The sequence below is a fragment of the Actinomyces sp. genome (assembly GCF_030524025.1).
In the GTDB taxonomy this organism is placed as follows: Bacteria; Actinomycetota; Actinomycetes; order Actinomycetales; family Actinomycetaceae; genus Actinomyces.
The window spans coordinates 1-23,498 of sequence record NZ_JAUNHI010000035.1 but is presented as its reverse complement, the minus strand read 5'-3'; the positions used below and the strand labels follow the sequence as shown (position 1 = coordinate 23,498).

21 protein-coding genes are annotated in these 23,498 nt (G+C 73.0%); 19 read left to right on the top strand and 2 right to left on the bottom strand.

Going from position 1 to position 23,498, the window contains the following annotated elements; genetic code table 11:
- Positions 1-267: 267 nt before the first annotated feature.
- Positions 268-576: a hypothetical protein gene (locus Q4C85_RS10575; RefSeq protein WP_303141937.1), complete on the bottom strand. Its 309-nt coding sequence runs from the start codon at positions 574-576 to the stop codon at positions 268-270.
- Positions 577-624: 48 nt separating this feature from the next.
- Between Q4C85_RS10575 and Q4C85_RS10570 the strand changes: the two genes are divergently transcribed.
- The 19 genes from Q4C85_RS10570 (at position 625) to Q4C85_RS10480 (ending at position 22,537) form a co-directional block, all read left to right on the top strand.
- Entirely contained in the window at positions 625-1,563 is a 939-nt protein-coding gene (locus Q4C85_RS10570; protein ID WP_303141934.1) for a hypothetical protein, read from the top strand.
- A 1-nt stretch (position 1,564) separates the two neighbouring features.
- The gene (locus tag Q4C85_RS10565) at positions 1,565-2,647 is read left to right on the top strand and encodes an HAD-IIA family hydrolase (protein ID WP_303141933.1); all 1,083 of its coding nucleotides are present in this window, start codon (positions 1,565-1,567) and stop codon (positions 2,645-2,647) included.
- 14 nt (positions 2,648-2,661) lie between these two features.
- Positions 2,662-2,859: a hypothetical protein gene (locus Q4C85_RS10560; protein ID WP_303141930.1), complete on the top strand. Its 198-nt coding sequence runs from the start codon at positions 2,662-2,664 to the stop codon at positions 2,857-2,859.
- A gap of 112 nt (positions 2,860-2,971) precedes the next feature.
- Positions 2,972-3,844: a TlyA family RNA methyltransferase gene (locus Q4C85_RS10555; protein ID WP_303141928.1), complete on the top strand. Its 873-nt coding sequence runs from the start codon at positions 2,972-2,974 to the stop codon at positions 3,842-3,844.
- A gap of 41 nt (positions 3,845-3,885) precedes the next feature.
- A complete protein-coding gene (locus Q4C85_RS10550; protein ID WP_303141939.1) occupies positions 3,886-4,764 on the top strand; it encodes an NAD kinase in 879 nt (292 codons plus the stop codon).
- Positions 4,761-6,593 carry a DNA repair protein RecN gene (gene recN, locus Q4C85_RS10545; protein WP_303141926.1) on the top strand — a complete coding sequence of 611 codons (1,833 nt, stop codon included), beginning with the start codon at positions 4,761-4,763 and terminating at the stop codon, positions 6,591-6,593. Before Q4C85_RS10550 ends, recN begins: the two co-directional genes overlap by 4 nt.
- On the top strand, positions 6,590-7,816 hold the full coding sequence (gene steA / locus Q4C85_RS10540) for a putative cytokinetic ring protein SteA (RefSeq protein ID WP_303141925.1): 1,227 nt from the start codon (positions 6,590-6,592) through the stop codon (positions 7,814-7,816). Before recN ends, steA begins: the two co-directional genes overlap by 4 nt.
- Positions 7,817-7,834: 18 nt before the next feature.
- Complete coding sequence (locus Q4C85_RS10535; RefSeq protein ID WP_303141922.1) at positions 7,835-8,749, top strand: copper transporter; 915 nt, start codon at positions 7,835-7,837, stop codon at positions 8,747-8,749.
- Between the two features lie 169 nt (positions 8,750-8,918).
- Positions 8,919-9,815, top strand: a complete 897-nt coding sequence (locus tag Q4C85_RS10530; RefSeq protein WP_303141920.1) for a hypothetical protein — start codon at positions 8,919-8,921, stop codon at positions 9,813-9,815.
- A complete protein-coding gene (murJ, locus tag Q4C85_RS10525) occupies positions 9,812-11,590 on the top strand; it encodes a murein biosynthesis integral membrane protein MurJ (RefSeq protein WP_368501448.1) in 1,779 nt (592 codons plus the stop codon). Before Q4C85_RS10530 ends, murJ begins: the two co-directional genes overlap by 4 nt.
- Entirely contained in the window at positions 11,587-12,771 is a 1,185-nt protein-coding gene (locus Q4C85_RS10520) for a glycosyltransferase family 4 protein (RefSeq protein ID WP_303141917.1), read from the top strand. Before murJ ends, Q4C85_RS10520 begins: the two co-directional genes overlap by 4 nt.
- A gap of 26 nt (positions 12,772-12,797) precedes the next feature.
- Entirely contained in the window at positions 12,798-14,549 is a 1,752-nt protein-coding gene (locus Q4C85_RS10515) for a CTP synthase (protein WP_303141915.1), read from the top strand.
- Positions 14,549-15,217 carry an NUDIX domain-containing protein gene (locus Q4C85_RS10510; RefSeq protein ID WP_303141913.1) on the top strand — a complete coding sequence of 223 codons (669 nt, stop codon included), beginning with the start codon at positions 14,549-14,551 and terminating at the stop codon, positions 15,215-15,217. The genes Q4C85_RS10515 and Q4C85_RS10510 overlap by 1 nt, the downstream gene beginning before the upstream one ends.
- Positions 15,218-15,433: 216 nt before the next feature.
- Positions 15,434-16,441, top strand: coding sequence for a LacI family DNA-binding transcriptional regulator (locus tag Q4C85_RS10505; protein WP_303141911.1), 1,008 nt, complete (start codon positions 15,434-15,436; stop codon positions 16,439-16,441).
- 116 nt (positions 16,442-16,557) lie between these two features.
- Positions 16,558-17,844: a sugar ABC transporter substrate-binding protein gene (locus tag Q4C85_RS10500; protein ID WP_303141909.1), complete on the top strand. Its 1,287-nt coding sequence runs from the start codon at positions 16,558-16,560 to the stop codon at positions 17,842-17,844.
- Between the two features lie 89 nt (positions 17,845-17,933).
- A complete protein-coding gene (locus Q4C85_RS10495) occupies positions 17,934-18,839 on the top strand; it encodes a carbohydrate ABC transporter permease (RefSeq protein WP_303141906.1) in 906 nt (301 codons plus the stop codon).
- Between the two features lies 1 nt (position 18,840).
- Entirely contained in the window at positions 18,841-19,815 is a 975-nt protein-coding gene (locus Q4C85_RS10490) for a carbohydrate ABC transporter permease (RefSeq protein ID WP_303141904.1), read from the top strand.
- Positions 19,816-19,955: 140 nt separating this feature from the next.
- Positions 19,956-21,626, top strand: a complete 1,671-nt coding sequence (locus tag Q4C85_RS10485; protein WP_303141902.1) for a glycoside hydrolase family 32 protein — start codon at positions 19,956-19,958, stop codon at positions 21,624-21,626.
- Positions 21,623-22,537: a glycoside hydrolase family 68 protein gene (locus tag Q4C85_RS10480; RefSeq protein ID WP_303141901.1), complete on the top strand. Its 915-nt coding sequence runs from the start codon at positions 21,623-21,625 to the stop codon at positions 22,535-22,537. Before Q4C85_RS10485 ends, Q4C85_RS10480 begins: the two co-directional genes overlap by 4 nt.
- A gap of 101 nt (positions 22,538-22,638) precedes the next feature.
- Here the strand turns inward: Q4C85_RS10480 and Q4C85_RS10475 are convergent, their stop codons facing one another.
- Complete coding sequence (locus tag Q4C85_RS10475) at positions 22,639-23,151, bottom strand: polymorphic toxin type 15 domain-containing protein (RefSeq protein WP_303141899.1); 513 nt, start codon at positions 23,149-23,151, stop codon at positions 22,639-22,641.
- Between the last annotated feature and the right edge of the window lie 347 nt (positions 23,152-23,498).

Below are 23,498 nucleotides of genomic sequence, written 5' to 3'. Positions count from 1 at the left end.
GCCGAGCACACACCCAGTCAGGCCCGGACCGACACCACGTCGACCCGGGCCTGACCCACACCCAACACACGCTCCGTGTACGCTCTGACCACACCCACGGCACACGCTGCGAGGACGTCCGGAGGAAGAAGGAACATGCCCCACGACAGGCGCGACGGCTCCCGGCCTACGGGTGGCTCCCGCGGCGCGCAACGGCGCGACCGGCACGGGTTCGGTCGTGAGGATGCCTCGGGCCAGTGGCACCGACGCGGGCGTGAGGACGGTCGCTCAGCAGGCGATGACCGCCGCCGCCCGGAACGCGGAGGATACCGCGATGACCGGCGCCGCGAGGACTCCTACCGCGATGACCGACGGGACGATCGCCGCCGCCCGGACCGGGGCGGTTACCGCGATGACCGGCGCCGCGAGGACTCCTACCGCGATGACCGACGGGACGATCGCCGCCGCCCGGACCGGGGCGGTTACCGCGATGACCGGCGCCGCGAGGACCGGGAGTCTCGTGGGGGTCACCGCGATGCCCGGGGGGGTGGGCGCGGTCGTGGAGAGGCCGGGCGCCGGGGACTCGCCGGTGCTCACGGACGGGGCACTCGCCCGCCCCAGCGGGCACGGGTCCCTGAGCCTCCGGTGCCCGCCGACGTCGCGCCCGAAGACCTCGAGGCCTCCGCACGGCGGCAGCTGCGTGCGCTGGGCCGGGCCAACGCCGAGAACGTCGCGCGGCACCTCGTTATGGTTCAGCGCCTGCTCGACGCCGATCCGGAGCTCGCCTTCCGGCACGCCCGCTACGCCGCCTCGCATGCCGGCCGCGTCGCTGTCGTCAGGGAGTCGGCGGGCATCGCCGCCTACCTGTCCGGGCACTACCAGGAGGCCCTGCGCGACATCCGTGCCGCCCGCCGCCTGTCGGGCATGGACCTGCACCGGGCCATCGAGGCCGACTGCGAGCGTGCGCTCGGGCGCTACGATCAGGCGCTCAAGGCCGCCAAGGGTGCAGACCCCGCCCAGCTCGACGACGTCGAGGAGGCCGAGATTGCCATGGTCGTCTCCGGCATCAGGCAGGAGATGGGACACCCGGAGGTCGGCCTCATGGTCGTCGAGGAGGCGATCATGATGTTCCGCGGCGACCGCGAGACGCTGCGCCGTCTGCACTCGGTGCGGGCCGACAGGCTCGAGGAACTGGGTCGCCTGGAGGAGGCCGAGGCGGTGCGCCGGCGCATCGGCGACGCCCCGGAGGCACCTGACGACGAGGTCGAGGTCTTCGACATTGAGGACGATTACGACGACGGTGAGGACCGCGAGGACGAGCAGGATGCCGACCGCGGTCTGCCCGGCGATGCCGCCGTCACGGATGGTCCGGCGGCCGGCCACGCTGAGGCGATTGAAGAGGGCGGTGCCGATTCACCCGCCGGCCCCGACGACGAGGACGACCGTGCCCCCGGTAGCGCCTCCGAGGCCGATGAGGCGTTGGAGGACGATGCGATGTGGTCGGGCTCCTTCGCCACCAGGGTGGAGGCCGAGCTGGCCGAGATCCTGGGGGAGGGCGACCCGGCCCACGACAAGGAGGAATGACATGACCGACCTATCGTCGGCAGCCCCGGCACGGCTGCTGGGCTCGAGCTGGCCGCTGGACCGCGCCTATGACGTCGCGCTGCTGGATCTCGACGGTGTCTGCTTCGCCGGCGACGCCCGTATCCCCCATGCCGCCGAGGCGGTCAACGCGGCCCGCACCCAGGGCATGCGCCTGTCCTTCGTCACCAACAACGCCTCCCGGGCGCCCGGGGCAGTGGTCGACAAGCTCGCGCGCAACGACATTGAGGCGCGGACCGAGGAAGTCTTCTCCGCCGCCATGGACGGCGCCGCGCTCCTGCGCGAGCACCTGCCTGCCGGCTCGTCCGTGCTCGTCGTCGGCGGCCAGGGGCTGCGCGAGGCGCTGACCGACCAGGGCTTCACCATCGTCACCTCGGCCGAGGACCGCCCCGCCGCCGTCGTCCAGGGCTACGACCCTGCCGTCGACTGGGCGCTGCTGAGCGAGGGCTTCTACGCGATCAGCGCCGGGGCCATGCACGTGGCCACCAACCTCGACGCGACCCTGCCCACCGAGCGGGGCTTCGCACTGGGCAACGGCAGCCTCGTGGCCGCCATCGTCAACGCCACGGGCCGTGAGCCCATCGCCGGGGGCAAGCCCTTCCCCGGCATCTACCGCAGGGCGCTCGCCCGCTCCGGCGGCACCACCCCGCTGGCCGTGGGCGACCGCCTCAACACCGACCACGTCGGAGCCCGTGCCGCGGGCATCGCCTCCCTCCACGTGCTCACCGGGGTCTCGACCGCCCGGGACGTCGTGCTCGCCGCCCCCGGTGAGCGCCCCTGCTTCCTCCACACCGACCTGCGCGGCCTGGGCCAGGCCCACCCCGAGCCGGTGCGCACGGCCGCAGACAGCGCCCCATGGTGGCAGGTCGGTGCGGCCCGGGCCCGGGTGCGTGCGGGGGTGCCCGAGCTGGAGGGCCGAGGCCCCGTCGTCGGTGACCCTCAGGACGTGGTCGAGGTCGGCCTCGACGACTACCGCGCCCTGGCCTGCGCGGTGTGGGAGTACCTCGACGAGCGCGACGGCGACGCCACGACGCTTCGCGTCCCCGGGCTGCAGGTCCGGAGCTGACAGGACGGCGCTCGATGACCCAGGACACGGCGCAGCCCACGCCCCGTCCCGGGCCGGCGGGCCGGGACGAGGACCGGACCACCGCCCAGGAGCTGCCCGACCACGGGCCGCGTCTTGACGCCGCCCAGGACCTGCCCCTGGGGGAGCGCGTCGAGGAGCTCGTCGCCGTCCACGCCAGCCTGTCCGCGGTCCTGAGGCAGGCACAGGGCTGAGCCCGGTGCCCCCGGCACCACGGGCGCCCGGCCCCGCCGCCGGAGGAGAGCCGGACCGACACCGACCACCAGGAAACACCAGGAACCGCACACCCGATCAGGCACGAACCGCATGGCACGACTCATCCGCATCGACTCCGAGCTGGTCCGACGGGGACTGGCACGGTCGCGCGCCCACGCCGCCCAGCTCATCGCCGACGGGCACGTCACCCTCGACGGGGCGGTGGTGGACAAGCCGGCACGCCAGGTCGACCCCGCCCAGGCCATCGAGCTGGTCGCACCCGGCGCCGACGACTACGTCTCGCGCGGGGCCCACAAGCTCGCAGGCGCACTCGACGCGCTGGAGGCCAGGGGCCTGGCTCCACGCGTGGCCGGCCGGCGGTGCCTGGACGCCGGCGCCTCGACCGGAGGGTTCACCGACGTCCTGCTGCGCCGCGGCGCCGAGCATGTCGTGGCCGTGGACGTGGGCTACGGCCAGCTCGCCTGGTCCCTGCGCTCCGACCCCCGGGTCACCGCCATGGACCGCACGAACGTGCGCACCCTGGACCCCGAAGCCGTCGCCCCACCGCCCCGGCTCGTCGTGGGGGACCTGTCCTTCATCTCCCTGACCCTCGTCCTGGAGCCACTGGTTCGTGCGGCCGCCCCGGACGCCGACCTCCTGGTCATGGTCAAGCCCCAGTTCGAGGTGGGCAAGGACAGGCTCGGCCACGGGGGAGTGGTGCGGGACAGCGGCCTGCACGTCGATGCCGTCCTGACCGTTGTTGCCCGTGCCCACGCGCTCGGGCTGGGGGTCGACGCCGTCGAGGCCTCCCCGCTGCCGGGGCCCGCGGGCAACGTCGAGTACTTCGTGTCCCTGCACGGCCGCGCCGCCGGAGGCCCACGGGACCTGACGGGACCCGCGCTGACCGACGAGGTGCGCCGCGCCGTCGCCCACGGGCCGGCCGGATCGCCGGGCGCGCGGCCCACGACAACAAGGAGAAGCTGATGAGCCTTGACACCCCCGAGGGCCGCCGACCGCGCCGGGTCATGGTGCTCCAGCGCGACCTCAACGACAAACCGGTGCCCCCGCACCGCAAGGCCGCGCCCACCGCCTCGGCGGTGGCCCGGGCCGAGGCCGCCCTGCGCGCCCACGGGGTCGAGCCCGTGGGGCCGCACGCCGACTCCGAGGTCGACCTCGTCCTCGTCCTGGGAGGCGACGGCACCATCCTGCGTGCCAGCGAGGTCGCCCGCGAACGCGACGTGCCCCTACTGGGGGTCAACACCGGTCACGTCGGTTTCCTGGCCGAGGCCGATCCCGACGCCGTCGAGCAGGTCGTCGCCGAGCTCGTCTCGGGTGCCTACACGGTCGAGACCCGGATGACGATCACCGTGGAGGTGCGCACCCCCGACGGCACCGTCTCGCGCGACTGGGCCCTCAACGAGGCCGCCCTGGAGAAGCGCGACCGGGCCCGGATGCTCGAGGTGGCCGTCGGCGTCGACGGCCAGGCCGTGTCCTCCTTCGGCTGCGACGGGCTCATCATGTCCACGCCCACCGGGTCGACCGCCTACGCCTTCTCCTCCGGCGGCCCGGTCATCTGGCCCGAGGTCGAGGCCCTGCTGCTCGTCCCCCTGGCCGCCCACGCGCTGTTCACCCGGCCCCTCGTCGTGGGCCCTGACTCCTGCCTGGAGGTCGTCATCCAGAACTCCGGCTTCGGCGGCGCCGAGGTCTGGTGCGACGGGCGGCGCTGCCTCCAGGCTCCGACCGGCTCACGCATCCGCGTCACCCGTGCCGACCGGCCCGTGCGCCTGGCGCGTCTCAACACCGCGCCCTTCTCCAGCCGCCTCGTGCGCAAGTTCGATCTGCCCGTCCAGGGCTGGCGGGCCGCGTCCCCCGAGGAGGCGGAACCACAGGGCGAGGATCGATGATCGAGTCCCTCCACATCGAGGACCTCGGCGTCATCGAGCGCGCCGACCTGGTCGTCAGCCCCGGGCTGACGGCCCTGACCGGCGAGACCGGTGCGGGCAAGACGATGGTGCTCACCTCCCTGGGCCTGCTACTGGGGGACCGGGCCGACCCCTCGACGGTGCGCACCGGTGCAGACCGCCTCCTGGTCGAGGGGGCCTTCGCCCTCGACCCGTCCTCGCGTGCCGCCACCCGAGCCCGGGAGGCGGGGGCCGAGCTCGACGGGGACCTCCTCTTGGCCTCCCGGAGCGTGCCCGCCCAGGGACGCTCGCGCGCCCACCTGGGTGGGCGGTCCGTGCCCTCTGCCGTCCTGGCCGAGGTCGGTGCCCACCTCGTGTCCGTCCACGGCCAGGCCGACCAGATGCGCCTGCGCTCGCCGTCCGCCCAGCGGGCGGCGCTCGACGGGCTGGGAGGCGAGGAGCACCGTGCGCTGTGCCGCCGCTACGCCCGGGCCTACGCGGCCCGCCGCGAGGCGGCCCGCGAGCTGGACACCTGGCAGTCATCGGCCCAGGCGCGCGCCCAGGAGGCCGAGGGCCTGCGCGTGGCCCTCGCCGAGCTCGAGGCCCTCGACCCCGCCCCGGGGGAGGACGTGGCGCTCAGGGCCGAGGCCGACCGGCTCGACCACGCCGAGGACCTGCGGCGCTCAGTGGCGGCGGCGCTCGCCGTCCTGGCGGGGCAGGATGAGGCGGGTCAGGACCAGGGGCCCGAGGTCGTGGCCCTGCTGGCGGCGGCGGACCGGGCCCTGGCCCCGGCCGTCCGGCTCGACCCCCAGCTGGCCGACGCCGCCGAGCGGGTCCACCAGCTGGGCATCGTGGCCGCCGACATCGCCGGGGAGCTGGCCGGCTACCTCAGCACCCTGGAGGCCGACCCCCAGCGCCTGGCCTGGGTTCACGAGCGGCGGGAGGAGCTGTCCCGCGCCTGCCGGAGCATCGGGGGCCCCGGTATCGAGCACGAGGACGTCGACGCCCTCCTGGAGTGGGGGCGCGCGGCCGCCGAGCGGCTCGGTAGGCTCGAGGGCCCCGCGGACACCGGCGCCGTCCTGGCCGAGGCGCTCGAGGCGGCCCAGGCCGAGCTGGACCGCTGCGCCGACGAGCTGAGTGCCGCCCGCGCGGCCCTGGCCGACCGTCTGGCCCAGGCGGTGACCGCCGAGCTCGAGGGCCTTCAGATGCGCGGGGCGCGGCTCGTCGTGGCCCTCGACGCCCTCGACGAGCCGGGCCCCACCGGCGCCGAGACGGTCCGCCTGGAGCTGTCGGCCCACCCCGGCGCGCCCAGCCTCCCGGTGAGCAAGGGCGCCTCGGGGGGTGAGTTGTCGCGGGTCATGCTGGCCCTCGAGGTGGTCCTGGCCGAAGAGGCCGCCGGCGACCGGCAGCCCCCGGCCGGCTCCTCCAACCGCCCCGGGGCGAGCCGGCGCACGCTCGTCTTCGATGAGATCGACGCCGGGGTCGGGGGCCGGGCCGCCCGGGAGGTCGGTCGTCGTCTGGCCCGGTTGGCACGACGCCACCAGGTCATCGTGGTCACCCACCTGGCCCAGGTCGCCGCCTGGGCCGACACCCAGCTCGTCGTGCGCAAGGAGACCGGCTCCCCGGCACCACCCCCCGGCCCCGGCCAGGAGGGTGCGCCCGCCGGCCCGGAGGAGACGGCCCCCACACGTACCCGCGTCGAGGCAGTGGCCGGCCGCGCCCGCGTGCGCGAGCTCGCCCGCATGCTCTCGGGCCACGAGGACTCACAGGCAGCGCTGCGCCACGCCGCTGAGCTTCTCGAGGAGGCCGGCATGGCAGAATCCCACGCGTGAGGAACCCGTTGCGCAGGCAGACGCCGTCAGCACCAGGCCGCTCCGGCGGGGTGGTGCGGGTGGACGCGCGTACCAAGAAGCTGACCAAACGCCTCCAGCCCGGTGAGATCGCCGTCATCGACCACACCGACCTGGACAGGGTCGCTGCCGAGGCGCTGGTCGAGTGCAGGCCGGCAGCCGTGCTCAACGCGGCGGCCTCAGTGTCCGGCCGCTACCCCAACCTCGGCCCAGGGATCCTCGTCGAGGCGGGCGTCCCCCTGGTCGACGACCTGGGCGCCGACATCATGCGCCTGCACGACGGGCAACGGGTGGACATCGACCTCGACCCCGACTCCTCGACGGCGGGGACGGTGCGCCTGGTGGGCAAGGACGGCGTCATCGCCCAAGGGCGGGTCCAGACCGCCGCGACCAACGAGGCCGCCATGGAGGCGGCCAAGGAGGGGCTGGCCGTCCAGCTCGAGGCCTTCGCCGCCAACACGATGGAGTACATGCGTGGCGAGCGGGACCTGCTGCTCAACGCCGTGGGCATGCCGGCCGTGCGCACCGACATGAGCGGCAGGCACGTGCTCGTCGTCGTGCGCGGCTACTCCTACAAGGAGGACCTCAAGGCCCTCAAGCCCTACATCCGCGAGTACAAACCGGTCATCATCGGTGTCGACGGCGGCGCCGACGCCGTCCTGGAGGCCGGTTTCAAGCCCCACATGATCGTCGGCGACATGGACTCGGTCTCCGACAAGGCGCTGGCCAGCGGCGCGGAGGTGGTCGTCCACGCCTACCGGGACGGGCGCGCACCGGGGCTTAAGCGGGTCGAGGACCTCGGCGTCGAGCACCTCGTCTTCGCCGCCACCGGGACCAGCGAGGACATCGCCATGCTCATGGCCGACGAGGCCGGCGCCGAGCTGATCGTCGCCCTGGGCACGCACGCCACGCTCCTGGAGTTCCTCGACAAGGGCCGTGCCGGGATGTCCTCGACCTTCCTGACCCGTCTCAAGGTCGGCGGGCGCCTCATCGACGCCAAGGGCGTCTCGCGCCTGTACCGCACACGTATCTCCGGCTGGCAGCTGGTGCTCCTGGCGATGGCCGGCCTGGTCGCCCTGTTCGTCGCCCTGGCCGCCACCCCGGGCGGCCAGACCCTCCTGGGCCTGTCGGGCGCGATGTGGGACGAGATCGTCAACTTCTTCCGCTCGCTCCTGGGCATCGCCCCGAGCACACCCCCCGTCTGAGCAAGGACTGGACCACTCATGATCGACTTCCGCTACCACCTGGTCTCGCTCATCTCCGTCTTCCTGGCGCTGGCCGTCGGGGTGGTCCTGGGCGCCGGGCCGCTGCAGAACTCCCTGGGCACCGCCCTCAACGACCAGGTCGCCACCCTGCGGGCCGATCGCAACGCCACCCAGACCCAGCTCGAGCAGACGGAGGCGGCCGTCCACGAGCGCGACGGCTACATCACCGCCGCCGCCGACTCCCTCCTGCCCGGGACGCTGACGGACAAGAAGGTCGCCGTCGTCCTCATGCCCGAGGTCGACGGCAGTGACGTCGACACGGTGGTCGAGATGCTGGAGAAGTCCGGGGCGGCAGTGACCGGGCGGGTGACCCTGACCACCGCCTGGGTGGACCTGTCCCGGGAGAGCTTCCGCGTGACCTACTCGGGGCAGTTCTCCGGCTACCTCGCCACGACCCGCTCCACGGAGGCCGACGCCATCCTCGGCGAAGGGCTCGCGACGGCACTGACATCCGACACGGCCGACGCCTCGACCCTCATGGATCTGCTGACCGCCTCCGACACGCCCCTGGTCACCGTGGACGCCGAGCCCACCGGCGCGGCCGACATGATCGTCGTCATCGGACCGCGCACCGCCACCGCCTCCCAGGCCACTGCCGAGGCCACCCCCTCCCAGGACCCGACCGCGTGGGCCACGGCCCTGGCGGGCACCGCCTCGGTCAGCCCGACCGTCGTCGTGGGCTCGGCGGACCAGGACAACGACGTCGTTGCCCTCCTGCGCTCGGCCCGGGCACAGGTGACCACTGTCGACTCGGTGGGTCAGAGCACGGCCGCGGTGTCAACCCCGCTGGCGCTGGCCTCCACCGCCGCAGGGACCATCGGTGCCTACGGCTTCAACGACGGCGCCGACGCGGTCATCCCGGCGGCCGGCTGACCCGGGGCTCCTCCACGTGAGCCGAGCCGCGCCCCCGGCCGAGGGCCGTGCTCCGGCATCTCTCGTGGCGGTGCTCGTCGAACCGCGAGATCGGGCAGGCCTCCACCAGGTGCTCACCGCCCATCCACAACCGCCGACCCCTGGGAATCAATCCTTTAGGCTGGCCGACATGACCGCACGCACAGCATCGGGACCCGGGCCTGTTCAGAGGGCCGACGGTCCGGTGGCCGTGGCACTGGCCGCCGTGGGATCCACCCTCAGCTGGTCAGGGGCACTGGCCGAGCTCCCCCGGACCGCCCCGGCCCTGGAGCGCAGGAACTTCCGGGGGCGCACGGTCAGCCTGCGCGGAGGCCTGGGGGTGGCGGTCGGTGCCGTCGCCGCGGGGCTCGCGGCGGGCCGCGCCGGCGCCCCGGGCGCCCTAGCAGCCGCGGCCGGCGGGGTCGCCGGGCTGGTCGATGACCTCGACGCGGGCGCCCACGACGGCGATGAGCCGGCCAAGGGGCTGCGCGGCCACCTGGGGGCCCTGGCCGCCGGACGGGTCACCACCGGGGTGGTCAAGATCGCCGTCATCGGCGCCGGGGCGCTGGCGGCGGGGACCGCGCTGGCCCGGAGGCGGGCCGAGCCGGGGGCACCGGCCGGCGCGCTCGCCGCCGACGCCGCCTCCAGCGCCGTGCTCATCGCCGCCTGGGCCAACCTTCACAACCTCCTGGACCTGCGGCCCGGCAGGGCGCTCAAAACCGCCTGCCTGACCAGCGCGCCACTCCTGGCCGACCCCCGTCGGCGCTCGAGGACGTCCCGCGTCCTGGCCGCCGGCGTCGTGGGGGCCGCGGCGGCCGCGCTGCCCGAGGACCTCATGGAGGACACCATGCTGGGGGACACCGGCGCCAACGCCATCGGGGCGCTGGCGGGCACCGCCGTGGCAGCCCACCCGAGCCGGAGCCTGCGGCTGGGGGCCATGACGGCCGGCGTGGCGCTTGTGCTCGCCAGTGAAAAGGTCTCCTTCAGCCGCGTCATCGCCTCGACCCCCGCGCTGGCCGCCCTGGACGCACTGGGGCGCCGGGAGTGAGGCCGCCCCCCGGCTCCCCGCGGCCCGCCGCGCCCCCGGACGACCGGCGGGCCCAGGTGCACCGGTCCCACGGGCGGGCCGCCAGGACGGTCGCCGGACTGACCCTGGCCTCCCGGGTCCTGGGCTTCGCGCGTTGGGTCGTCCAGGCCACCTGCGTGGGGGCGGGCACGGTCGCCGGCGCCTACTCCACGGCCAACCAGGTCCCCAACGTCCTGTACGAGGTCGTCGTCGGCGGGGCCCTGGCCGCCACGGTCGTCCCGCTTCTGGCCTCGGCGGTCAGCGCCCGACGGCACGAGGAGGTCTCACGCACGGCCTCGGCCCTCCTGGGCGTCGTGCTGGCCATCCTCGTCCCCCTGGGGCTGGCACTGGCGCTACTGGCGGGTCCGATCGCCGGGCTCATGCCGGTGTCCCAGGGCGTCGACCCGGGGCTCCAGCGCGACCTCGTGGCCTCTTTTCTGCGCATGTTCGCTCTCCAGGTCCCCCTGTACGGCCTGGGAGTCGTCCTGACCGGGGTCCTCCAGGCCCACGGGCGCTTCACCTGGCCGGCCCTGACCCCCATCGCCTCCAGCCTCGTGGTCATGGCCGCCTACGCTGCCTATGGGCGGATGACGGGCCCCGCCGGACCCTCGACCGCTGCCCTGGCCGTCCTGGGCTGGGGCACGACCGCGGGGGTGGCCGCGCTGTCCCTGCCACTGCTGTGGCCGGTGGCCCGCCTCGGGGTGCGCCTGCGACCCGGCCTGCGCCTGGACCGCCCGACGGCGGCGCGCGTCCTGCGCCTGGGCGGGGCGGGACTGGTCGCCCTCGTGGCCCAGCAGGCCAGTGTCGTCACGGTGCTTGCCCTGGCCCGGGCCGCGGGCCAGACCGGGACGGTGGCCGTCTACCAGTACACCCAGGCGGTCTACGTCCTGCCCTACGCCGTCCTGGCGGTGCCGGTGGCCACCGTCCTGTACCCGCGCCTGTCGGCCGCCTTCGACGACGAGGCCCGCGGGGCCGGGCGGGACGGCGGGGCCCCCGAGCCCGCCGCCGGGCCGCAGGAGCGCCCGAGCCCCGCCTGGGCAATGACCGCGCGATCCACCGCGCTCGTGGGGACCGTCGCCGTTGCCGGCGCCGCCATGCTGCTGGCGGCCGGCCATGCCGCCGAACGCTTCTTCGCCCTGCTGGCCGACGTCGAGGGCATGGGCGCCTCCCTGGCCGTCCTGGCGCCCGGGCTGATCGGGTACGCCCTGGTCCTCCAGGCGAGCCGGGCGCTGCTGGCCGCCGACCGCACCCGCGCCGCCGCGTGGGCCAGCGCCGTCGGCTGGGCCGCGGTCGTCCCGGCCTCCTGGCTGGCCGTGCGGTTCCTGGCGCCCGAGGGCGCGGACGGCCCGGCCACGCTGGTGGCCCTGGCCCTGGGCCAGACCGTCGGGATGGCGGTGGGCGGGGCAGCCGTCCTCGTGGCCCTGGCGCGCGCGGGCGGCTCCGGGGTCCTGGCCCCCACCGTCCGGGCGCTGGCGCTGACCGTCCCCGTCGCGGTCGCGACGGGACTGGCCGCGCGCTGGCTCAGCGCTGTGGCCACCGAGGTCCACGTCTGCCTCGCCGTGGGCGGCCTGGGGGCGGTCGCAGCGGCCGGAGCCGTCCTGGCGGCCGCCCGGCTGGGCGACCCCACCCTGCTCGGCGTGCTGCGCCGAGCGCGCGTGGGCGGGCATCCTGGACCGAGCGGATCGACAAGCACCGAGGCGAGCACCACGGCGAGCACAGTGGCCAGCAGCCCGGCGAGCACAGAGGAGAGTAAATGAGGCCCACCGGCGACCAGCGCAATGAGCAAGACCACTGCCTCCGCGTCCTGGAGCTGTGCGGCTCCGCCGCAGGGGGAGTGCGCTCCCACCTGGCCCAGTGCGCCCGGATCCTGGCCGCCGCGGGCCATGACGTCATCGTCGAGGCGCCGGCCGCGGTCCTGGCCGGCAGCGACCTGGGTGGGGCGCGCGCCGAGGTCCTGGAGATCGGCCCCCGGCCGGCGCCCTCCGACTCCGGGGCCGTGGCCAGGCTGCGCCGCCTGGGCAGATCCGCCGACGTCGTCCACGCCCACGGCCTGCGTGCCGGCGCCCAGGCGGCGCTCGCGCTGGGGCGGCGCTCGCCCGGACGCACCCGCCTGGTCGTCACCGTCCACAACCTGCCGGTGGGGGGCCGGCTGACCACGGCCGTCGGGCGGCGCCTCGAGGCGCTCGTGGCCTCACGGGCCGACGCTGTCCTGGCCGTCAGCCCCGACCTGTCCGAACGGCTGCTGGCCCGCGGGGCCACGGAGGTCGACATCGCCGTCATCCCCGCCCCCGAGCCCCGGGACGGGCCGACCGCACCACCGGCATCCTCGGTGGACTCCGCCTGGGGGGCGGCCCGTCCACGCCTGCTCACCGTGGCGCGCCTGGCGCCCCAGAAGGGTCTCGACCTGCTGCTGGAGACGGCCGCCGTCCTGGCCGGCACGGCGCAGGGGGGCGGCCTACCGGGCGCCGAGGATCTGTCCTGGGCGGTGGCGGGCGACGGCCCGGGCCTGCCTGCCGCCAGGAGCAGGATCGCCGAGGGCCGCTTGCCTGTGACCCTGCTGGGGCGCCGCGAGGACGTCCCGGCGCTCCTGCGGGCCACCGACGTCGTTGTCCAGACGAGCCTGTGGGAGGGCCAGCCCTTGGCCATCCAGGAGGCCATGCGCGCCGGGGCGGCCATCGTGGCCACCGACGTGGGAGGTACGGCGGTGACCGCGCGCGGCGCCGCGCTGCTGGTCACCCCCGACCCCCACGAGCTCGCTGCGGCCATCGGCGGCCTGCTGACCGACCCCTCAGCCCTCGAGGCCGCCCGGAGGCGCTCGCGCGTGGCCGCCGCCGGGCTGCCCACTGCCGAGGACCTGGCCGCACAGCTCGACGCGGTGCTGGTCCGCCCCGTGCTGGGCGCGGGCGGAGGCGGGGTTGCGGATGCGACAGTCGTGTGACAGGGCGCGTGCTACGTTGAAGTTCCGTGAGCAGCGCATCTGAACGACTCGGCGGGCACCGGACCCGCGTCCCCAGGCACGTCTTCGTCACCGGAGGGGTCGTCTCCTCCCTGGGCAAGGGCCTGACCGCCTCGAGTATCGGGCGCCTCCTGCGCTCGCGCGGCCTGAGCGTGGTCATGCAGAAGCTCGACCCGTACATCAACGTCGACCCCGGCACGATGAACCCCTTCCAGCATGGGGAGGTCTTTGTCACCGAGGACGGTGCCGAGACCGACCTCGACATCGGCCACTACGAGCGCTTCCTCGACGTCGCCCTGTCGGTCAGCGCCAACGCCACGACCGGGCAGGTCTACTCCAGCGTCATCGCCAAGGAGCGCCGTGGGGAGTACCTGGGTGACACCGTGCAGGTCATCCCGCACGTGACCGACGAGATCAAGCGCGTCATGCGCGCCCAGGCCGAGCCCGACGCCCAGGGGGAGGTCCCCGACGTCATCATCACCGAGATCGGCGGAACGGTCGGGGACATCGAGTCCCTGCCCTTCATCGAGGCGGCCCGTCAGGTCCGCGCCGACCTGGGGCGCAGGAACGTGGCCTTCGTGCACGTGTCCCTCGTGCCCTTCCTGCCGGCGGCCGGCGAGCTGAAGACCAAGCCGACCCAGCACTCGGTGGCCGCCCTGCGCTCCATCGGCATCCAGCCCGACGCGCTGGTCCTGCGCACCGACCGTCCCCTGCCGGCCGGGGTCAAGGACAAGGTGGCCCTCATGTGCGACGTCGACCGGGAGGCGGTGGTCGAGTGCGTCGACGCCTCCTCGATCTACGAGGTGCCGCCCACCCTCCACCGCGAGGGTCTCGACGCCTTCCTCGTCCAGCGGCTGGCCCTGCCCTTCCGCGACGTCGACTGGACCGAGTGGAATGGCCTGCTCGAGCGCGTGCGCCGGCCCCGCCACGCCCTGACCGTCGCCCTCGTGGGCAAGTACGTCGACCTCCACGACGCCTACCTGTCGGTCTCCGAGGCGATCCGCCACGCCGGCTTCGCCTGCCATGCCAGGATCGAGCTGCGGTGGGTCGCCTCGGACACCTGCGCCTCGCCGCAGGGGGCCGCGGCCGCCCTCGAGGGCGTGGACGCGGTTGTCGTGCCCGGGGGCTTCGGTGTCCGGGGGATCGAGGGCAAGATCGGGGCCCTGCGCTGGGCCCGGGAGAACCGGGTGCCGACCCTCGGGCTGTGCCTGGGGCTCCAGTGCATGGTCATCGAGGCGGCGCGCCACCTGGCCGGGCTGGAGGGGGCGTCATCCACCGAGATGGACCCGCAGACCACCGAGCCGGTCATCACGACGATGGACTCCCAGCGCGAGGTCGTCGACGGCGAGGCGGACCTGGGCGGAACGATGCGCCTGGGTGCCTACCCCGCCGTGCTCGCCGAGGGCTCCCTCGTCGCGGCCACCTACGGCACCACTGAGGTCAGCGAGCGCCACCGCCACCGCTTCGAGGTCAACAACACCTACCGCGAGCGCCTGGAGGCCGTCGGCATGCACGTGTCGGGCACCTCCCCGGACGGCGCCCTGACCGAGTTCGTCGAGCTCGACCGGTCCGCCCACCCCTTCTATGTCGCCACCCAGGCTCACCCCGAGTTCAAGTCCCGGCCCACCCGCGCCCACCCGCTGTTCATCGCCCTCGTGTCGGCAGGCCTGGCCCAGTCAGGAGGGGCCCCAGCCCAGGACCCGCCGGGCCTCCGGCCGGCCGGGGACCACGAGCCGCTCGAGGACGGGCAGGTGCGCTGATGAGCCGGGACCGTATCGAGGACGTGCCGGACCTGACCCGTGCCGTGGTCGACCACGCCAGCATCTGGTCCGGGCCGATCTTCACCGTCGAGGACGACTCCGTGGTCCTGAGCCGGGGCGCCCGGCCGGTGCGCCGCCAGACGGTGGCCCACCACGACGCCGTGAGCATCGTCGCCCTGCGCGAGGGGGAGGAGTCCAGCCGGGCCGACGGCGCCGCCGAGATCCTTCTCGTGCGCCAGTACCGCCACCCGGTGCGCGCCATGCTCTGGGAGATCCCCGCCGGCCTGCTCGACGTCCCCGGGGAGCCACCGCTGCTCGCCGCCCAGCGTGAGCTGGCCGAGGAGACCGACCACGCCGCCCGCATGTGGCACGTGCTGGTCGACACCTACGCCTCACCGGGCTTCACCACCGAGGGGTCGCGCTGCTTCCTGGCCCGGGGGCTGCGGCTGCTCGAGGCCGACGAGCGCGTCCCCCGCCTTGATGAGGAGGCCGAGATCAGGCCCGCCTGGTTCGCCCTGGAGGAGGTTGTCGAGGCGGTCATGTCCGGCGCCGTCCACAACCCCTCGACCGTCGTGGGGGTGCTCGCCGCCCAGCTCGCGCGCTCCCGGGGGTACGCGGGCCTGCGCGAGGCTGAGGCCCACTGGCTCCGCAGCCCCCGGAGCCTGTGACCGCGCGGGTGGGCTCCGCGCCGCAGCCGCCCGCACCCGGCGCGTCCCACCGCCGAGCACCCCACCTGCACGCTGGGAAGCCCCGCCGAGGCGTCAATCGATTAATGACGTGAGGTTCGGAGCGTTAATCGTTTGACTCTTGGGTGTGCTGGGGTGCACACTGGTGTCGCCGGACACAGCGGTCCGGCGAGACCATCCCAGCCGAGAGGGACAACGATGCCGACTCTTGCCGAAGTCGCCAGCGCCGCCAGTGTGTCGACCGCCTCCGCCTCTCTCGTGCTGTCGGGCAAGTCGGAGGGGCGCGTCTCGGTGGCTACCGCCGCCAGGGTGCGCGCCGCCGCCGAGGAGCTGGGCTACGTGCGCGACGCGCTGGCCGGCGGCCTGCGCAAGGGCAGGACCCGCACCCTGGGGGTCCTGGCCGAGCGGGTGCTCTCCACGCCTTACGCCGTGGCCATGATCGATGCCATCCTCACCGCCTGCCGCGAGCTGGGCTGGTCGGTGCTCATGACTGACGCCGGGGGAGACGCCCAGCGCAGCGCCGAGGCCCTGCGCGAGCTCCAGTCCCGGCGCGTCGACGTCGTCATCCATGCCGCGATGTACCACCAGGAGGTGCATGTCGACCCTGACCTGACCAACGTCGCCGTCCTCAACGGCTTCGCCGACCGGGACGGGGTCGCGGGCGTCGTGCCCGATGAGGTCGCCGCCGCCCGCCTGGCCGTGGGGCACCTGACCTCGCTGGGGCACCGGCGCATCGGGCACGTCACCGACGCGCGCTCCAGGACCGTGGCCTCCGAGCTGCGCATCCAGGGCTACCACGAGGTCCTGCGCGAGGCGGGCCTCGAGCCTGAGGAGGGCCTGCTCGTGCGCGGGGCCAACAACCCCTCCGGGGCCGACGACGCCGCCCGCAGGATGCTCGACCGCCCCGACCGGCCCACCGCCGTGTTCTGCTACAACGACGGGATGGCCGCCGGCGTCTACCGGATCGCCGCACAGCTGGGGCTGTCCATCCCCACCGACCTGTCCGTCGTCGGCTTCGACGACCTCACGCTTATCTCGACCAACCTCGCCCCGGCGCTGACCACGATGCGCCTGCCGCACTACGAGATGGCCGACTGGTTGACCCGCGCGCTTGTCGGCGCGGCCGAGCCCCCGGCGCCCACGACGACCCGCTTCCCGTGCGCCCTCATCGAGCGCGGCTCGACCGCGCCGCCGAGCGGGCGCTGACCGGGCGCAGAACGGGCGCAGACCGGGCGCTGAGTAGGCGCCGCACCTCACCTCAGGCCGCCGGGGCCGCAGCCCCGGATCGGAACCCGCATGACGAACCCAAAGGAGTGCCCATCATGATCACCACCCGCCGGACCTTCCTCGGTGTCAGCGCCGTCGCGGCGACCGCGGCCACCCTGGCCGCCTGCTCGTCCCAGCAGGGCGGCTCAGGCTCCTCCGGCGTGACGCTGTGGACCCACAACGGGGGGAACAAGGAGGAGCTAGCCGTGGTCAACAAGGCCGTCGAGGCCTTCAACGCCGCCAACCCCGACACCCCGATCACGGTCAAGCCCTACCCCCAGGCCTCCTACAACGACGCCATCGCGGCGGCGGCCACGGCCGGCGACCTGCCCGACATCCTCGACCTGGATGGCCCGATCATGCCGAACTGGGCCTGGGCGGGCTACCTCGCCCCCCTGGAGATCTCCGCGGACCTGGAGGACTCGGTCATCGACTCGGCCAAGGGCTACTGGAACGACACCCTGTACTCGGTGGGTCCCTACGACACCTCCCTGTGCTTCCTGGCGCGCAAGTCGGCCATCGACGCCATCGGCGCGCGCGTGCCCACCGTCGACCAGCCTTGGACCAGGGCCGAGTTCGACGACGCGCTGGCCAAGCTCGGGGAGCTGCCGGACTACGAGTTCGCCATCGACATGGGCGTGTGGGACACCGCCGAGTGGTGGCCCTACGCCTACTCCCCGATGCTCCAGTCCTTCGGCGGGGACCTCATCGACCGGGAGAGTTACGCGACCGCCGATGGCTTCCTCAACAGTCCCGAGGCCGTGGAGTGGGGCACCTGGTTCCGCAGCCTGTTCGCCAACGGCCTGGCCTCCCAGACCCCGACCGAGGACGGCCAGGACTTCCTCCAGGGCAAGGTCCCCATGGTCTACACCGGAGGCTGGAAGGTCCTGGCCGCCCAGGAGGAGCTCGGCGCCGAGGAGGTCCTCATCCTGCCGCCGGTCGACTTCGGCAAGGGCGCACACGTCGGTGGCGGCTCGTGGCAGTGGGGGGTCTCGGCGACATCGGCCAACCCCGAGGTGGCCACGAAGTTCATCGAGTTCCTCATGGGCAAGGAGTACCTCGTGGAGTACTCCAACGCGATCGGCAACTTTCCCTCCGTAAAGTCGGCCACCGCCGAGACCGACTACTACGGCGAGGGCAAGCCGCTCGAGCCCATCTACGAGATCGGCACGACCTACGCGCTGCTGCGCCCGGCCACCCCCGGCTACAAGGTCATCTCCTCGATCTTCGACAAGGCGGCACGCGACATCGTCTCGGGCGCCGACGTCCAGCAGACCCTCGACCAGGCCGTCAAGGACATCGACGCCGACATCACGTCCAACAACGGCTACAAGGCGAGCTGAGCGCCTCACCGGCAGGTCCTGTCAGCTCATTCACACCGTATCCGAGACCGGTGGGGGCGCTCGGGCGCCCCCACCGGGAAGGGAAGACCATGTCAACGTCCACCCGGGCACGCAGCTCCGCCCTGCGCAAGGAGGTCCGGACCGCCTGGATCATGTCCTCGCCGGCCCTGCTGCTCCTCCTGCTCTTCATGGGCATCCCCATCCTGCTCACCTTCGTGCTGTCCTTCACCAACACCCGGCTCATCTCGCCCAACCCTCCCAGCTTCGTGGGCCTGAGCAACTTCATCCGGGCATTCACCCTGGACCCGACCTTCATGAGGTCCTTGACCAACACCGCCTTCTTCGCCCTGATCGTCGTGCCCTGCCAATCGGGTCTGGCCCTGGCCCTGGCGATCCTGGTCAACCAGAAGGTCAACGGAGTGACCGCCTTCAGGACCATCATCTTCATGCCGGTGGTCACCTCGATGGTCGTCGTGTCCATCCTGTGGAGCTTCTTCTACGAGGACAACGGCCTGGTCAACTCGATGCTCAACACGCTGACCGGAGGGGCTTGGACGGCCGTGCCCTGGCTGACCGAGCCGGGCACCGCCATGCCCGCGATCATCGTGTTGTCGATCTGGCAGGCGGTGGGCCTGCACATGATCATCTGGCTGGCCGGCCTGCAGATGATCGACCCGGCCCTCTACGAGGCGGCCGACCTCGACGGCGTCAACGGCTGGCAGCGCTTCCGCTACATCACGTGGCCGGGCCTGCGCTCCACGATGGTCTTCATCCTGGTCACCATCACTATCGCCGCCCTCGGGCTGTTCGTCCAAGTCGACGTCATGACCGCCGGCGGTCCCCAGGACGCCACCTCCACACTCGTCTACCACGCCGTGCGCAAGGGCTACCGGGAGCAGGACATGGGCTACGGGAGCGCGATCTCCCTCATCTTCTTCGTCGCCGTGCTCCTCATCTCGCTCATCCAGCGCTGGCTCACCCGGGAGAAGGACTGACATGCCGGATACTCCCTCGACCTCCGTCCCGACCGAGCGGCCCGACGGGCCCCGCGCCGTCGCCGAGGCGGTCGCCCCCGAGCGCTCCCGCCGCGGCCGGGCGGCCACCCTCCGGCGCTCGCGGGTCCTGACCTACATCGGCCTCGTGCTCGCCGCCTTGGTGGCGGCCCTGCCCCTGCTGTTCATGATCGTGTCCTCGTTGAAGCAGGACTCCCAGATCTTCGCCGACCTGGGGTCGGTCAAGGCCTTCCTTCCGGTGGGCAGCCTGAGCCTGGACAACTACACCGGCGTCTTCGAGCGGGTGCCGGCGGCGCACTTCCTGCTCAACTCGATCATCGTGACCGTCGGCATTGTCGCGCTGGGTCTGGTGGTCAACTCGCTCATCGGCTTCGCCATCGCCAGGATGCGCTGGCGGGGCAAGGGAATCGTGCTCTCCCTGGTCCTGGCCACCCTCATGGTCCCCTTCGAGACGATCGCCGTGCCGCTGGTGTACTGGGTGGCCAAGCTCCCCTCGGTGTCTTGGGTCAAGGACGGCTTCCTGCTCGAGCAGGGGATCCTCAACACCTACCAGGTCCAGATCCTGCCCTTCGTGGCCAACGCCCTGGCGATCTTCCTGTTCGCCCAGCACTTCTCCGACATCCCCAAGGAGATCGACGAGGCCGCCCGCGTCGACGGCGCCTCGTGGTGGACGATCTACCGCCGGATCATCGTGCCCCTGTCGGGCCCGACTTTCGCGACGGTCGCCATCATCACGATGCTGCCGGCCTGGAACTCCTACCTGTGGCCGCTCATGGTCGTCCAGGACGAGGCGCTGCGCCCCGCCAGTGTCGGCATGCAGTACTTCTTCCAGCTCAACCCCGTGTGGGGGGAGATCATGGCCTACGGCACGCTCATCACCCTGCCCGTGCTCATCATCTTCGTCCTGTTCCAGCGCTCCTTCGTCGCCTCCCTGGCGGGGACCGCGGTCAAGGGCTGAGCCCGTCCGACCGCTATCGACCTGTGCCGACCTGCACCGACTTGTGTCGACTTGCGTCGGTCCTGTCCACCTTGTCCGTTGTTCGTCTTTGTCTGTCCGCTCCTCGCGTCACCACCCTTGGAGGATCACCGATGACACCGATGAATCCATTGAAGCCGCTCAAGCCCGTGGCGGCGGTTCCGCCGGCGGTCTCCTGGAGCCCGTCCCGGCGCGGGCTGCTGGCCACGGCCCTGACGCTGAGCGCCGCGGCGGGCGCCGGAGGCGCGCTGTGCCTGGCCCTGCCGGGACAGTCCAGAGCGGCCGTCGGCCGCCGAGCGCTGTACCACCTGACCCCGCGGTCCGGCTGGGCCTGCGACGCCCAGCGTCCCTACTACCTGGGCGGCGAGCTCCACCTGCCGCACCTGCAGGCCCAGGAGGTCGCGGGACCGGGGGGCTGGCGGCTGGCCACCTCCACCGATGAGGTCGCCTTCACCGACCGCGGCGACATCATTCCCCTCGAGGGGGACTTCCCGGCCTGGAGCGGCTCGGCGGTGGTCGACGTCGACAACACCGCGGGCTTCGGCGCCGGGGCCGTCGTCGCCCTGGTCACCCGGCTGCCCGGCAACGACATGACCCACCAGGCCCAGTACCTGCACTGGTCGACCGACGAGGGCCGGAGCTTCTCCCGCCTGGAGGAGCCGGTTATCCCCAACACCGACGCGCTGAGCGCCACGACCTCCGAGGAGATTGACAACGCCCGCTGGTTCCGCGACCCCAAGATCGTCCGGGACGAGCAGCGGGGCCGGTGGGTGTGCGTCATCGGCCGGGCCTGCTACCTGTCCTTCTACGTCTCGACCGACCTGCGGCACTGGCAGTGGGTCTCCAACTTCGACTACCTGACCCCGGAGTCCGGCAACGGCTTCCTGGGCGGCATGGAGTGTCCCGACCTATTTGAGATGACCGCCGACGACGGCACGAGCGCGTGGGTGCTGGCCGCCTCCATGGACGGCTGGGAGCACGGCGGGCTGGGCACCTACGCCTACTGGGTGGGGTCCTGGGACGGCGAGCGCTTCGTCACTGACAACCTTGTGCCCCAGTGGCTCGACCACGGCTTCGACTGGTACGCCGCGGTGACCTGGCCCTCGGCCGATGAGCCGCGCACGGTGCGCCACGCCATCGGCTGGCTCAACAACTGGAAGTACGCGGCACGCCACGTGCCCACGATGGACACCGACTCCTACAACGGCCAGTACTCGATCGTGCGGGAGGTGCGCATGCGCCACGAGCCGGGCGGCTGGTACTGCCTCGTGTCGATGCCCATCAGCGCCCTGCGCCACCGGCTGCCCCGGGAGCTGGAGTACGAGGACCTGGTCCTGGACGACTCCATGGCCGTCCTTCCCTGGTCGGGCCAGGCCTATGACCTCGAGCTCGACATCGACTGGGACAGCGCGACCAATGCCGGGGTGTGCGTGGCCCGCTCGGCCGACGGACGCCGGCACACCAACATCGGGGTGTGCGACGGCGAGGTCTACGTCGACCGCGGCCCCTCGGAGCGCCCCGCGGTGCCCTTCGCGCCCTACACCCGTGCCCACGCACCGATCGACCCGCAGTCGCGGCACGTGTACCTGCGTATCCTTGTCGACCGCGGCAGCGTGGAGGTCTTCGTCAACGGAGGCCACACCGTCATGTCCAACCAGCTCTACCTGGAGGAGGGCGACACCGGCCTGGCCCTCTACGCGGACGGCGGGACGGCGACCTTCTCCTCCATGACACTGCGCACGGCCTGGCCCTTGAGAGCCGTGCACACCAACACGAACGGAGACGTCTCATGAGCCTGCACCTGGCCGACCACTGGGTATGGGACCACTGGCTCGCCGACGATGGCGAGCAGTACCACTTGTTCTTCCTGCGCGCCTCGCGGGCCCTGCATGACCCGCACCGGCGCCACTTCCGGGCGAGCGTGGGGCACGCGGTCTCACCCGACGGGCGCACCTGGTCCCTTCGCCCCGACGCGATCGTCCACAGCGACGGCCCCGCCTTCGACGACAAGGCGATCTGGACCGGCTCGACCGTCGTCCGCCCCGACGGCACCCTCAGGGTGTTCTACACCGGGGTCTCCCACGTCGAGCGGGGGATGGTCCAGCGAATCGGCTGGGCCGACTCCCGCGACGGCATCACCTTCGAGCGGGCGACCACCGAGCCCCTGGAGGCCGACGGGCGCTGGTATGAGAAGTGGCACCCCGCCCTGCCCTGGGACGAGGCCTGGCGCGACCCCTTCGTCTTCCACCACGAGGGCGCTTGGCACATGCTCATCACCGCGCGGGTCGGCGGCGTGGACCACAAGCGCGGCGGGGTCGTGGGGCACGCCGTGTCGACCGACCTCGACCACTGGGAGGTCCTGCCCCCGCTGAGCAGCCCCAGCCGTTTCGGCCAGCTCGAGGTCTGCCAGTCCCGCTGCGTCGACGGCGAGCACCTCCTGGTCTTCTCCTGCGGGGACGACATGCAGGCCGAGCCCGGCCCCGGCGGGGTGTGGGTGGCCACAGGCAAGTCGCTGCTGGGCCCCTGGGACATTGACGCGGCGCGCTACGTCAGCCCCGAGCACCTCTACGCCGGCCAGCTGCTCCAGGACCGCCAGGGCCAGTGGGTCTTCACGGGCTTCGAGGACATCGTCGACGGCGCCTTCGTCGGCGCCATCCCCGACCCGCTGCCCTGGGAGGACATCGAGCTCATCGCGCCTCGCTGACTCGCGCCGGTCCGTCTGTCCGGCGCCTGGCGTGGGGTTGGTGCTGGGTGGTCGACCTGTTTCTGGTCTGGTCGGGTTCGGGTGGTGGGTGTGATTGGTTGTTATCGGTTCAGGCCGGGGGGCTTGCGGGGGGCGGGTGCCTGGGTGGGGTTGTGGCTGGCGGCGGTGGCGCGGGCGGTGATGGCCAGCACGGCCTGCTCCAGGACCCTGGCCACGGGCTTGCCCTGGGAGCCGATCGAGGAGTTGACCCGATCGACTCCCATCGAGCCCAGCCCGCCGACCAGCACCGGGTCACCTGGCCCGTAGGTCACCTGGTCGGACTCGTGAAGCACCACCAGGGCCTGGTCAACCAGCCCCACCGCCTCCCGGGCCCTGGACTCAGAGAAACCATGATTCCTCGTCAGTTCCTTCGTGACGGCGGTCATGAAGTTTTGGCGGGCGTCTTTGACTGCGCTGGAGGTTGGGGCCCGTCCCTGGGTGCGGTAGGCGCGGATGCCATCGAGCAGCCGCTGGGCGCTGAGCAGGCTCAGGGCTGAGAGCTGGCGGTCGAGCTGACGGGTGAACTCCCCTGACAGGGCCCGCAGCCCGGGACTGCGGCCGGTGTGGAAGAACACCTCCACCGGGACCGGTGAGTGCCACGCCAGGGAGCTGGCCGGTGCCGCAGCACCCCCCCTCCCACACCAGCACCCGCTGACCACCAGCCCGACCAGAAGTGAACATGTCACCCTCAACCAGACCAGCCCCACCGGCCCCACCACCAGGAGCAGAACCAGGAGCAGAACCGGAAGCAGGGCCAGCGGGCGGGCTCACAGGCGCGGGCTCCCGCCATCGTCAGCACCCTCAGCCCTCGGACCCGCCTCAGGGCCCGCCTCGGGACCGGGCCCCGCCTCGGGATCCGCGCCCGGTTCGGGGGCCGGGTCGGGGTGCTGGGCGGCGATGGCCGCGGCGGCCTGGGCGGCAG

What these genes read in the sequence shown, in the direction of transcription:
- Q4C85_RS10565 (WP_303141933.1), top strand. Translation starts at nt 1,565, where the DNA reads ATGACCGACCTATCGTCGGCAGCCCCGGCACGGCTGCTGGGCTCGAGC.
- Q4C85_RS10560 (WP_303141930.1), top strand. Translation starts at nt 2,662, where the DNA reads ATGACCCAGGACACGGCGCAGCCCACGCCCCGTCCCGGGCCGGCGGGC.
- Q4C85_RS10555 (WP_303141928.1), top strand. Translation starts at nt 2,972, where the DNA reads ATGGCACGACTCATCCGCATCGACTCCGAGCTGGTCCGACGGGGACTG.
- Q4C85_RS10550 (WP_303141939.1), top strand. Translation starts at nt 3,886, where the DNA reads ATGGTGCTCCAGCGCGACCTCAACGACAAACCGGTGCCCCCGCACCGC.
- recN (WP_303141926.1), top strand. Translation starts at nt 4,761, where the DNA reads ATGATCGAGTCCCTCCACATCGAGGACCTCGGCGTCATCGAGCGCGCC.
- Q4C85_RS10535 (WP_303141922.1), top strand. Translation starts at nt 7,835, where the DNA reads ATGATCGACTTCCGCTACCACCTGGTCTCGCTCATCTCCGTCTTCCTG.
- Q4C85_RS10530 (WP_303141920.1), top strand. Translation starts at nt 8,919, where the DNA reads ATGACCGCACGCACAGCATCGGGACCCGGGCCTGTTCAGAGGGCCGAC.
- Q4C85_RS10520 (WP_303141917.1), top strand. Translation starts at nt 11,587, where the DNA reads ATGAGGCCCACCGGCGACCAGCGCAATGAGCAAGACCACTGCCTCCGC.
- Q4C85_RS10510 (WP_303141913.1), top strand. Translation starts at nt 14,549, where the DNA reads ATGAGCCGGGACCGTATCGAGGACGTGCCGGACCTGACCCGTGCCGTG.
- Q4C85_RS10505 (WP_303141911.1), top strand. Translation starts at nt 15,434, where the DNA reads ATGCCGACTCTTGCCGAAGTCGCCAGCGCCGCCAGTGTGTCGACCGCC.
- Q4C85_RS10500 (WP_303141909.1), top strand. Translation starts at nt 16,558, where the DNA reads ATGATCACCACCCGCCGGACCTTCCTCGGTGTCAGCGCCGTCGCGGCG.
- Q4C85_RS10495 (WP_303141906.1), top strand. Translation starts at nt 17,934, where the DNA reads ATGTCAACGTCCACCCGGGCACGCAGCTCCGCCCTGCGCAAGGAGGTC.
- Q4C85_RS10490 (WP_303141904.1), top strand. Translation starts at nt 18,841, where the DNA reads ATGCCGGATACTCCCTCGACCTCCGTCCCGACCGAGCGGCCCGACGGG.
- Q4C85_RS10485 (WP_303141902.1), top strand. Translation starts at nt 19,956, where the DNA reads ATGAATCCATTGAAGCCGCTCAAGCCCGTGGCGGCGGTTCCGCCGGCG.
- Q4C85_RS10480 (WP_303141901.1), top strand. Translation starts at nt 21,623, where the DNA reads ATGAGCCTGCACCTGGCCGACCACTGGGTATGGGACCACTGGCTCGCC.